Annotated in this window: 10 protein-coding genes; 6 read left to right on the top strand and 4 right to left on the bottom strand. The window is 69.8% G+C overall.

Annotated elements, in window-relative coordinates; all coding sequences use genetic code 11:
- Entirely contained in the window at positions 1 to 303 is a 303-nt protein-coding gene (locus JJB11_RS04140) for a DUF4148 domain-containing protein (RefSeq protein ID WP_201166620.1), read from the top strand.
- A 97-nt stretch (positions 304 to 400) separates the two neighbouring features.
- On the opposite strand, the gene JJB11_RS04135 is transcribed toward JJB11_RS04140, so the two are convergent.
- From JJB11_RS04135 to JJB11_RS04125, 3 genes are read right to left on the bottom strand one after another with little or no spacing between them, the layout of a single operon-like run.
- Positions 401 to 1390, bottom strand: coding sequence for a DUF1839 family protein (locus JJB11_RS04135; RefSeq protein WP_201166619.1), 990 nt, complete (start codon positions 1388 to 1390; stop codon positions 401 to 403).
- A gap of 16 nt (positions 1391 to 1406) precedes the next feature.
- Positions 1407 to 2321, bottom strand: coding sequence for an amino acid--[acyl-carrier-protein] ligase (locus JJB11_RS04130; RefSeq protein ID WP_201166618.1), 915 nt, complete (start codon positions 2319 to 2321; stop codon positions 1407 to 1409).
- On the bottom strand, positions 2321 to 3502 hold the full coding sequence (locus JJB11_RS04125; protein WP_242528854.1) for an acyl-CoA dehydrogenase family protein: 1182 nt from the start codon (positions 3500 to 3502) through the stop codon (positions 2321 to 2323). Before JJB11_RS04125 ends, JJB11_RS04130 begins: the two co-directional genes overlap by 1 nt.
- A gap of 84 nt (positions 3503 to 3586) precedes the next feature.
- Between JJB11_RS04125 and acpS the strand changes: the two genes are divergently transcribed.
- From acpS to JJB11_RS04105, 4 genes are read left to right on the top strand one after another with little or no spacing between them, the layout of a single operon-like run.
- Positions 3587 to 4027: a holo-ACP synthase gene (acpS, locus tag JJB11_RS04120; protein ID WP_201166616.1), complete on the top strand. Its 441-nt coding sequence runs from the start codon at positions 3587 to 3589 to the stop codon at positions 4025 to 4027.
- 29 nt (positions 4028 to 4056) lie between these two features.
- Positions 4057 to 4314 (top strand): acyl carrier protein, encoded by a 258-nt coding sequence (locus JJB11_RS04115; protein WP_201166615.1) that lies wholly within the window; start codon positions 4057 to 4059, stop codon positions 4312 to 4314.
- An 8-nt stretch (positions 4315 to 4322) separates the two neighbouring features.
- Positions 4323 to 6830: a glycosyl hydrolase 2 galactose-binding domain-containing protein gene (locus tag JJB11_RS04110; RefSeq protein ID WP_207189883.1), complete on the top strand. Its 2508-nt coding sequence runs from the start codon at positions 4323 to 4325 to the stop codon at positions 6828 to 6830.
- The gene (locus tag JJB11_RS04105; protein ID WP_201166613.1) at positions 6827 to 8740 is read left to right on the top strand and encodes an alpha/beta fold hydrolase; all 1914 of its coding nucleotides are present in this window, start codon (positions 6827 to 6829) and stop codon (positions 8738 to 8740) included. Before JJB11_RS04110 ends, JJB11_RS04105 begins: the two co-directional genes overlap by 4 nt.
- Positions 8741 to 8830: 90 nt before the next feature.
- On the opposite strand, the gene JJB11_RS04100 is transcribed toward JJB11_RS04105, so the two are convergent.
- Positions 8831 to 9025 (bottom strand): hypothetical protein, encoded by a 195-nt coding sequence (locus JJB11_RS04100; protein WP_201166612.1) that lies wholly within the window; start codon positions 9023 to 9025, stop codon positions 8831 to 8833.
- A gap of 163 nt (positions 9026 to 9188) precedes the next feature.
- Between JJB11_RS04100 and htpG the strand changes: the two genes are divergently transcribed.
- Positions 9189 to 11099, top strand: coding sequence for a molecular chaperone HtpG (htpG, locus tag JJB11_RS04095; protein ID WP_201166611.1), 1911 nt, complete (start codon positions 9189 to 9191; stop codon positions 11097 to 11099).

Here is an 11099-nt window from a genome sequence, read left to right as displayed (position 1 = left end):
ATGAATGCCAAGTTCCTGTTTGCCGCTACCACCCTCGCCGCGCTCGCTTCCGCCTTTTCCAGCATCGCCCGCGCCGACGATGCGCCGCTGTCGTCCCAGTTCGCGATCCAGGCCGCCGGCAGCCGCACGCGCGCCGAAGTGATGGCCGAAGCGGCGACCGTGCCCACCACGCGCAGCCAGGAGCCGAACGGCTCGCGCGTGATCGCTGCGCCGAAGTCGTCCGTGACGGTGCAGGCCGTGCGCGCCGAGGCCGTGCAGGCGCTGCGCCTGGGGAAGATCCCCTCGGGCGAAATGAGCTTCTGATCGCCCGCCTCCGCTGGTCCTGAAGAAGCAAGCAGACGCCAGCAGGCACCCGCTCCGGTGGCAACACCGGGCCGGGTGCCTTCTTCGTCTGGGGAGCTCAGTCCTGCGGCAGCAAGCGCCCCAGCAGCCCCATTCCCTGCTCCCAGTCGCCGGCCATGCCTTGCAGCAGTTCGTCGGCCTGGAGCGGCTTGCCGGTGGCGACCGCACGCGCGCCCTTGAGGATCAGCGTCTTGTTGGCCTGCGCGATCGACTCGAACGAGGCGGCCGCCTGCGCCAGCTGCGGGTCCCCGTCCGCGGCGAGCCAGCGCAGGTGGGCGCCCAGCAATTCGAAGGCCGCGCCCGCCTGCCGCACGGAAGCAAAAGCCCACCGGTGGTAGTGCTCCACCCCATGCGCACGCATCGCGGGCAGGTCCTGTGCGAGCCGCGCCGCGAACCGGGAGAACGGATTGCTCCTGGGACGCCAGGCGTGGTGACGGCGCAGCAAGGCGAATGACAGCTCGCGCAGTTCCTCGCTGTCGCGACGCACGACGCGATCGATGTGCACCAGCTCCGCGAACAGCGGCAGCATCGCGGTAGCCGGGTCCGGTGCATCCAGCCGGAAGGTCTGGCGGAAGTCCTCGCCCGAGAGCTCGTGGTAGCCCGCGTTGTGGAAGTAGCCCAGGCGCTCGCGTTGCACGTCGAGCTGCGCCATCAGGATGGTCGTCTTGGCATGCGCGCGGCGGTAATCGGTGCCCGCCGTGTCGGGCAGCCAGAACGCATCGGACTCGGTGCAGATCAGCTTGCCGGCGGCGAGGTGCTCCTGGGCGTGCTCCAGCAGCGGCCGCCACACGGTGAGTTCCTGCACGTCGACGCCGTACAGCGCGCGCAGGTCTTCCAGCGGCGGCTTGAAGAAGGTCCACTGGTCGCCCTCGAAGTCCACCGCCACCGTGAACGGCAGCATCGCGAGCGGCTCGAGTCCCAGCGTGTGCAGGAAGCCGATCCACAGGTCGGCGTAGCAGTTCTTCTCGGGCCACGCCGCGTCCTCGCCATGCAGGGCATGCCGGCGATAGCTTTCGGGCGTGAGTCCCGCCAGCATGGAGAGGCTCATGGCGCTGGGCTCTCCCTCACTGCCAGAGCTGCGAACGCACCGCCTGCGGCCAGTCGGCGGGGTCGTAGCCGTGCTGCTTGATCAGCGCCAGGGTGACGCGCTCGAGCCCGAAGCCGAGGCAGGCCGTGTGGGCCGTGCCGCCGTCGGCGCTGCGGATGCGGAAGACCGAGCTGAAGTGGTCCTGGTGCCAGTTGAACGAACAGATCGCCGTGGGCTTCTCGCGCGAGATCACGGGGCACAGGATCTCGAACTTCAGTTTCTGTTCGACCTGGCCGGCGGCCATCATCCTGCCGGCGCGGCCGAAGAACGGATCGGAAGCCACGTCGCTCTGCACCGGCAGCCCCAGCCCTTCGAGCAGCGCCAGCCCCCGTTGCAGCCAGGCATCGCGCCACTGCACGACCTCGTCGGGCCGGCCCACCCGGATGTACTCGCGCATGCGGAAGTGCTGCAGGCGCGTCGGCTCGTCGGACGGCTCGTGGCGGAACACCCAGTTCATCACGGTGACGAGCTTGCCGCCCTCGGGCAGCAGCCCCTGGAAGGTGGGATACACGGGATAGCACGCCGCCGGCGTGAGCATCACGTCGGTGGGCGCGAGCATGTCCTCCCAGCGCTCGCCGGCATGGACCTTCGCCGACAGCTCCAGCGCCTGCTTGTCGGTTCCCATGAAGCTGTGCACGGAGCCCGCCAGCTGCGGGAAGTTGTCCATGTAGCCGAGCTTCTCGATCATGGCGCGCGCCAGGATCGGCGGGAACATCAGCTCCTGCGCACGGTCCGGTGCGGCCGTGCGCGTGACGAGGTCGTCGAAGCGGCGCAGGATGTCCTCGAACACCGGGCCCCGTCCCCACGCCCCGCGGATCCCCGTGGGCACCATCAGCCCGTGTTCCACCAGCGCCTCGGTGAAGCCGTCGACGTCGTAAGTGCGTGCGTCCATCAAGCGATCTCCTTGTGCACCAGCAGCATCGAGGCGTTCTTCGCCGCGATGCGGTCGTTGGAAATCATCAGCGCCCCCGACAGCGCGTCGCGCAAGGGGCGGCCGAGCGCGAAGGGGCTGTCGTTCTTGTAGCCCAGGATGCCGACGATCTTGAGCGCGCGCTGCACGATCTCCGGCGACGCTTCGGAGCAGGCGATCTTCAGCTCGTTCAGGCGCAGCGCCCAGCCCATGCCCAGCAGCTCCTCGCGCGCGGCGGGGCTGTCGCCCAGCGCATCGAAGTCGCGCGCGGCCGCAAGCCAGTTCTGCTTGATGCCGTGCAATTGCACCGAGGCCTCGGCCAGCCGCGTGGCCGCAGGTGGCGTCGTGCCCGGGTTCTGGCGCGCCTGTCCGCGCACGAAGTTGGCGGCCTTGTTCAGCGCGCCAGCGGCGATGCCCCACCACAGCGACGACCACAGCACGTGCGAGTAGGGCACCATGGTCTGCGCCGAGATGTCGGCGAAGGGTGCCGGCAGGATCTGCGCCTCGTCGCCGGCGGACTCGAGCTTGAATCCCGGGCTGCAGGTGCCCCGCATGCCCATGGTGTCCCAGGTGGAGGTCTGGGTGAGTTTCGCGTCCTCGCGCTTCACCAGCACGAGCAATTGGTCGCTGCGTGCGGCGTCCTCGTCGCGCCGGCAGGTGACGAGAATGGCGTCCGCATGGGCGCAGTACGAGCCCGTGGTGGCGTCCTTGTCGAGCCGGAAGCGGCCGTCGCTGCGCCGTACAGCACAGACGCTGGACCGTGTGTCACCGAACGTACCAACTTCCGAGGTCATGGACGCCAGCAGGTCCTGTCGTCGCACCAGGTCGCGCAGGTAGGTGCGCCACCATTCGCTGTCCATCCCGTGGCGCGCGATGCAGGCCAGCTGGATGTAGTGCATGGCCAGCACCATGGCGCTGGACCCGCACGATTGCGCGAGCGTGGCGCACAACTGCGAGAGCTCCTGCAGGTTGCAGCCCGCACCGCCGAGCTCGCGTGGCACAGCAGCGGACAGCACGCCGTACTCGCGCAGGCCGGCCAGCGTTTCGATGGGAAAGCGCGCCTTCGCGTCGACGTCGTCGGCGTGCGCGGCGGCGACGTCCTGGGTGACCTTTCGCACGGCAGCGAGGAGCTGCGCAAAGCCTGTTGCAGGCGAGGAATTCATGTCTTGCATGTGCCTCCAGGACCGTAAACTTGTCGCGGAACCATAGCACTGCGGTAAGTTGCCGTGGGGTGAACCGAGGGTAAATTGCACACAGACAAGCTCATCAGCGCGGTTTCGGCCGGACTGGCCGGATCGGGTGGAAACGTTCTTGCGTTGGGGCTCGACGTCGTGCACATCCCTCGCATGGAAGAGTCGCTGAGCAACTTCGGCGAACGCTTCGAGGATCGCCTGTTCACGCCGGCAGAAGCCGCGTACGCGCGCAGTGCGCCGGGCCTGCGCGCGGAGCGGCTGGCCGCACGCTTCGCGGCCAAGGAGGCCACCATCAAGGCGCTTTCGCTCGGCAATACCGGGGTGGACTGGCGCGAGATCGAAGTTGCCCGGCAGGAAGACGGCAGCTGTTCCATGGCACTGCACGGCAAGGCTGCGACCGCGCTGGCGTCACGAGGAGGCACCCGCCTGCTCGTCTGCTTGAGCCATGACGGCGATTACGCTGCTGCTGTGGTTGCGGTCCTGTCTGACACGTAGCACAGCGGTCGTGACGAAGAATTCACGTCATGACAACACTGCAACATGCCGAAACCTCCATCCGCCGCGTCCTCCGCGACCACGGCCGGCTTGGTGTCGATGCCGACCAGCTGTCGCCTGATGCGGACCTGTACCAATCGGGGATGACTTCCCACGCGAGCGTCAACGTGATGCTCGCGCTCGAGGGCGAGTTCGATGTGGAGTTCCCGGACCACATGCTCAATCGCAATGTGTTCCGGACCATCCACTCCATCGAACACGCGCTCGGCGAGCTCGGCGCCGCCTGAGGACTCGCGTGGCACCCGGCGCCGAGCGCATGCAAGTGACGGCCTGGCGCGTCGCGCGCACGGAGCCGGGTGCACCCGCGCCGGGGGAGGGCTCCTCCGAGTGGATCGCCAGCGCTCGCGCGCAAACCGCTGCCGCCGCCTTGCGCGATGCCGGGCGTTGGTCGCTGGACGGGCCGGCGCTGGACTTCGATGCATCGGACTGGTGGTTCTCGGCACGCATCGCCCGCCCGGAGCACCTGCAGGCGCCCCTGCTGGTGTTCGATGGACTGGCCACCCTCGCGACCGTCACGCTGGATGGCGAGCCCCTGTTCGCGAGTCGGAACATGTACCGCTCGCATCGCGTGCCGCTCGCAGGCCGCTGGCACGACGGGCCCGCTGAATTGCGGATCCACTGCGCCGCGCTCGCCCCCGAGCTCGCGCTGCGCCGGCCACGTCCGCGCTGGCGCACCCCCATGCTGCCCAACCAGCAACTGCGATGGCTGCGCACGACCTTGCTCGGTCGCACACCCGGCTGGTCGCCGCCGGCGCCGCCGGTGGGTCCGTGGCGTGACGTGTGGCTGGCCGAGGAGCGCGATGCGCCCACGTCGCGCCTGCAAGCCACGCTGCACGATCGCCAGGGCCGCGTGCGCCTCGACGTCGAGGCGCCCCGCGCATCCTGCGGGGACATCGAATCGGCCGAGCTGGTGGTGGCGCGCGAGGGCCGCGAATGGCGCACGGCGGTCGCCATCGCGCGCGACGGTTCCTGGACCGCGGAGCTCGTGATCGACGCGCCAGCGCTGTGGTGGCCGCACACGCATGGCGAGCCGGCGCTCTACGACGTCGCGCTCGCATGGCAGGAACGCAGCGGCCGCTTGCGCCGTGTCGCCCTGGGGCGCACGGGCTTTCGCCGCATCGAGATCGATACAGGGAACGACGGCTTCGCCGTGCGCGTGAACGGGGAACTCGTGTTCTGCCGCGGTGCCGGATGGACGCCGCTCGATCCCGTGAGCCTGCGCGCCACGCCCGAGGCCCTGCACGCGGCGCTCACGCAGACCCGCGACGGCGGCCTCAACATGCTGCGGCTGGCCGGCACCACGGTGTACGAAGAGGATGCGTTCTACGCGGCCTGCGACGAGATCGGCCTGCTGGTGTGGCAGGACTTCATGTTCGCGAGCATGGACTACCCGCTGCAGGACGAGGCGTTCGCAGCGGATGCGCTGGCGGAGGCGCGCGAGCAGCTGCGGCGGCTTGGCAGCCATCCCTGCCTGGCCGTCCTGTGCGGCAACAGCGAGGTGGAGCAGCAGGCCGCGATGTGGGGCGCTCCGCGCGAGCTCTGGCAGCCGCGCTTCTTCCACGTCGACCTGCGCGAACTGTGCGCGGCGCAGGCGCCGCAGGTGCCTTACTGGCCGTCCAGCGCACACGGCGGCGCCTTTCCGCATATCGCCAGTTGCGGCACCACTTCCTATTACGGCGTGGGCGCCTACGAGCGGCCGCTGGAGGACGCGCGGCACAGCGGGCTGCGCTTCGCCACCGAATGCCTGGCGTTCGCGGGCGTGCCCTCGCCGGACACCTTGTCGCGCCTGCCCGGCGGACTGGCGACGCGCGCGCACCACCCGGCGTGGAAGCAGCGCTCGCCGCGCGACCTGGGCGCGGGCTGGGACTTCGACGACGTGCGCGACCACTATGTGCAGCGTCTCTTCGCAGTCGATCCCGCGCGGCTGCGCCACTCCGACCACGAGCGCTACCTGGCTCTGGGGCGGCTCGCCGTCGCGCAGGCCATGGAGGCCGCGTTCGGCGAGTGGCGCCGGCCGGGTTCTGCCTGTGGCGGCGCGCTGCTCCTGTTCCTGCGTGACCTGTGGGCCGGCGCGGGCTGGGGCGTGCTGGACGACCAGGGATTGCCCAAGTCCGGCTGGCATGCGCTGCGGCGCGCCTGGCAACCGCTGGCCCTCTCGTTCACCGACGAAGGCGGCAACGGCGTTGCCGTGCACGTCGTCAACGATGGCGCGTCCCCCGTGCGCGCGCGGCTGCAGATCCAGGCGTGGCGCGACCCCGCCGTTCGCATCGCGCAGGGCGAGCAGGAGGTCGAAGTGCCGGCACGCGGCGGGCTCACGCTCTCCTGTGTCGACGTGCTGGGCCAGTTCATCGACCTCAATCATGCGTACCGCTTCGGTCCGGCGCCGTGCGATGCGCTCTTTGGCACGTTGTGCACGCCGGACGGACGATCGCTCGCGGAAGCGGTGAGCTTCCCCGCCGGGCTGGCCGCATTGCTGGCCCGGCCGCGACCGGAGATCGGATTGACGGGACAAGTGCTGCGCGTCGGGGGCGATGTCGCCCGGGTCGTGGTCAGCGCGCGCGATATCGCCGTGGACGTGCAGGTGGAAGTGCCTGGCTGGACTGCACAGGACTCGCATTTCCACCTGCCTCCCGGCGGCCAGCGCGAGCTGGACCTGCACCGGCACCGGCCCGGCGCGCCGCTGGCAGGACGGGTTCTCGCGACGAATGCACTGGGCGATGCCATGCTGGAGGGCGCACGATGACCGCAACCGCAACCGCAACCGCAACCGCAACCGCAACCGCAACCAAGGCCGCCATCGCGCCCGCACCCGCACCCGCGCCCGCACCCGCACCCGCGCCCGCGCCCGCGCCCGCTGCGCAGCCGATCGTGTTCGACGCCGCGGGCGGCTGGTGCGTCGGCTGGTACCACCCGCCCGCCGCGCCGGCCCGAGGGCTCGCCGTCGTGCTGTGTCCCCCGGCAGGCTACGAGGCGATCTGCAGCTATCCGACCTACGTGCAGCTCGCCCGCTCGCTGGCCGGCGCGGGCTTCCCCGTCCTGCGCTTCGACTACCGCGGGACGGGCGATTCCGCAGGGGACGAGCGCGACCCGGGGCAGCTTGCGGGCTGGCTCGCGAGCATCGAAGCCGCCGTGCAGCAGGCCCGCCAGCGCAGCGGCGCTGCCGGGGTCGCGCTGTTCGGGCTGCGCCTGGGTGGCACGCTTGCCGTCACGGCTGCCGCGCGCCTGGGTGGCGTGGACGGACTGGTGCTGTGGGCGCCCTGCGCGACCGGCAAGGCCTGGACGCGCGAACTGCGCGCCAGCGGCAGCGAAGTGGGCAACGGCGAGCTGCTGGCGTTCGGCCATGCGTACACGGCCGAGACGCTGCAGGACCTGGAGTCACTCGATGCGACGCGGCCCGCGGCACGGCCCGCGCCCGTCGCGCTGGTCGTCACCCGCGACGACCTTCCCGCCGAAGGGCCGTTGCCGCGCGCACTGCGGCAGGTGGGTTGCAACGTGCGCATCGAGCACTGGCCGGGTTACGCCGCCATGGTGGGGGAGCCGCGAACCGGCGCGCTCGATTCCGCCACGCTCGCGAGCCTGCAGGCCTGGTTGCGTGAGCTGCCGGCGGCGGCGCGGCGATTGCCGCGCGATGCGGCAGTGCCCGATGCGGTGCGCCCTGCGAGGCTGATGGGCGCGGTGCGCGAGGAAACCTGGCTGCTCGGGCCCGATCGCAGCCTGTGCGGGATGTTCGCGGAGCCGGCGGCGGCGCCGGCCGATGCGCGCCGGTCCGACATCGGCATCGTCTTGCTCAACGTCGGCGGCAACCACCGCGTGGGACCGCACCGGTTCTACGTGACGGCGGCGCGCGCGATGGTCGCCGCGGGCTACCGCGTGCTGCGGCTGGACGTCGGCGGCATCGGAGACAGCGCGCCGCAGCCCGGCAAGCCCTGGGCCAATCTCTATGACGCGGACTCGGTGGCCGACGTGCGCGCTGCGATCGACGCCTTGGCCGCGCGGGGCTGCCGCGAGTTCATCCTCATGGGCATCTGCTCGGGTTCCTACCTGTCCTTCCAGTCGGCGCTGGCCGACCCGCGCGTACACGGCGTGGTGCTGATGAACTCGCGCCTGCTGGAGTGGACCCCGGGCCACGCGGACGACGCCTGGCAGGACTCGATGCAGCAATACGCCAAGTCCACCGACTGGTACCGGCGCGCGCTGCTGCGGCCCGAAACCTGGCTGCGCCTCCTGCGCGGGCAGCTCGACGTGCGGCTGGTCGGGGGCCGCTTTCTCGCACTGGCGAAGGCGCGGCTGCGGCGCCTTGTGCCGGGCGCCAGCGCGCGCGCGGAAAGCCTGCACGGCAAGATGAAGCGGCTGTGCCGCCGCGGCACCGACGTGCTGATGGTCGTCTCGGATGCCGACGACGCTCGCGACTACATGGAGTTCCACTTCGGCCCCAGCGGCAGCCGCATGCGCGCGCACCCGAACTTCCGCATGGTGTACGTGCCCCAGGCCGACCACACGTTCTCGCGGCCGGGCAACCAGGACTTCGTGGTGCCGCTGCTGCTGGAGCACCTGGCGACGCGGCCGCCGCGGGCGCGGCCGGGGTTGGCCAATGAGCTGCCGCCGCCGCCGAGCGCCGACACGGCGCCGGTCGGTGCCCGACCCACGCACTGAGGGGCGCGCGCAGGACAGGGCGCCCTACGGGCCACGGAAAGCAAGAAGGGCTGCGCAAGCAGCCCTTTTCCTTCTGGAGCGCCGGAACCCTCAGAGGGTCAGCGTGAGCACCCGCTGTTCTTCCGTGCCGATCTCGGCGTGCCACGGGCCGTTGCCTGCAGGGTCCTCGCTGGCGAGCGGCATCCACCCGCTGGTGGAAGGGACCGGGATGGTCAGCGTATGCGCGTCTTCTTCGGCGCGCTGCACGGTGTCGGCCCAGGACGGGATTGGAAGCTCGATCCTCATGGAGTGCCACTGTAACCAGCGGTTGCGCCCTTCGAAGCGGGGCGGCCGCTGCAACTCTGCGGGAAACGTCAAAAACTTCACGAGGAGCGTGCAGTAGCATCGCCTTCCTTGAAAAGTTCACGGGCGGCCCTAGCTCGAGAACGCTGCATCCGGACAACACGCCATGAGCCAGAAACAAACCCTCTCTTTCCAGGCCGAGGTGGCACAGCTGCTGCACCTCGTCACCCACTCGCTGTATTCCAACAAGGAGATCTTCCTGCGGGAGCTGATCTCCAACGCCTCGGACGCCTGCGACAAGCTGCGCTTCGAGGCCCTGCATCATCCCGAGCTCTACGAGGACGCGCCCAACCTGGAGGTGCGCGTGAGCTTCGACAAGGAGGCACGCACGCTGACCATCGCCGACAACGGCATCGGCCTGTCGGCGCAGGAGGCCATCGACAACCTGGGCACCATTGCCAAGAGCGGCACGCGCGAATTCATGTCGCGCCTGTCCGGTGACCAGAAGGCCGACGCGCAGCTGATCGGCCAGTTCGGGGTGGGCTTCTATTCCGGTTTCATCGTCGCGGACCGCATCACGGTCGAATCCCGCCGTGCCGGCCTGCCGCCCGAAGAGGGCGTGCGCTGGGTGAGCGGCGGCGCCGGCGACTTCGAGGTGGAGACGATCACGCGGCCGCAGCGCGGCACGTCCGTGACGCTGCACCTGCGCGACGACGCCCTCGATTACCTCTCCACCTGGAAGTTGAAGTCCATCATCTCGAAGTACTCCGACCACATCCAGCTCCCGATCCTGATGCGCAAGGAGGAGTGGAAGGAGGGCGAGGACGGCAAGCCCGGCGAGCACGTGCTGTCGGACGAATGGGAGACCGTCAACCAGGCCACCGCGCTGTGGTCGCGGCCCAAGAAGGACATCACGCCGGAGCAGTACAAGGAGTTCTACAAGTCGATCAGCCACGACTACGAGGACCCGCTCGCCTGGACGCACAACCGCGTCGAGGGCAGCACCGAGTACACGCAGTTGCTGTTCATCCCCGCGCACGCGCCCTTCGACCTGTGGAACCGCGAGAAGGCCGCAGGCGTGAAGCTGTACGTCAAGCGCGTGTTCATCATGGACGAGGCCGAGGCGCTGCTGCCGTCCTACCTGCGCTTCGTGAAGGGCGTGATCGATTCGGCCGACCTGCCGCTGAACGTCAGCCGCGAGCTGCTGCAGGAAAGCCGCGACGTGAAGGCGATCCGCGAAGGCAACACGCGCCGCGTGCTGTCCATGATCGAGGACCTCGCGAAGTCCGAGCAGGAAGAGGGCGCGAGCGCGGAGGACAAGGTCAAGTTCGCGAAGTTCTGGGCCGAGTTCGGCGCGGTGCTGAAGGAAGGCCTGGGCGAGGACGCGGGCAACCGCGAGCGCATCGCCAAGCTGCTGCGCTTCGCCTCCACGCAGAGCGATGCCGCCAGCGTGTCGCTGGCCGACTACAAGGCGCGCATGAAGGAGGGGCAGGACGCCATCTACTACATCACCGGCGACACGCAGGCCGCTGCCGCCCACAGCCCGCAGCTGGAGATCTTCCGCAAGAAGGGCATCGAAGTGCTGTACATGACGGACCGCGTGGACGAATGGGCGCTGTCCTTCCTGCAGGAGTTCGAAGGCACGCCGCTGCAGTCGGTGGCCAAGGGCCAGGTGGACCTGGGCAAGCTGCAGGACGAGTCCGAGAAGAAGGCCGCGGAGGAAGCTGCCGAGTCCTTCAAGCCGGTGCTCGCCAAGCTGAAGGAGGCGCTCAAGGACAAGGCGCAGGACGTGCGCGTCACGACGCGGCTGGTCGATTCACCGGCCTGTCTCGTGGTCACCGAAGGCGGCATGAGCCTGCAGCTGGCGCGGCTGTTGAAGCAGGCCGGCCAGAAGGCGCCCGACGTGAAGCCAGTGCTCGAAGTGAACGCCTCCCACCCGCTGGTGCGCAAGCTCGATGGCTCGCCGCACTTCCACGACCTGGCGCAGATCCTGTTCGACCAGGCGCTGCTCGCCGAGGGCGGCATGCCGGAGGACCCGGCGGCCTACGTGAAGCGCGTGAACGCGCTGCTGGCCTGA

It is taken from the genome of Ramlibacter ginsenosidimutans (assembly GCF_016654015.1).
Classification (GTDB): Bacteria; Pseudomonadota; Gammaproteobacteria; order Burkholderiales; family Burkholderiaceae_C; genus Ramlibacter; species Ramlibacter ginsenosidimutans.
This window is presented reverse-complemented; position numbering and strand designations above follow the sequence as displayed.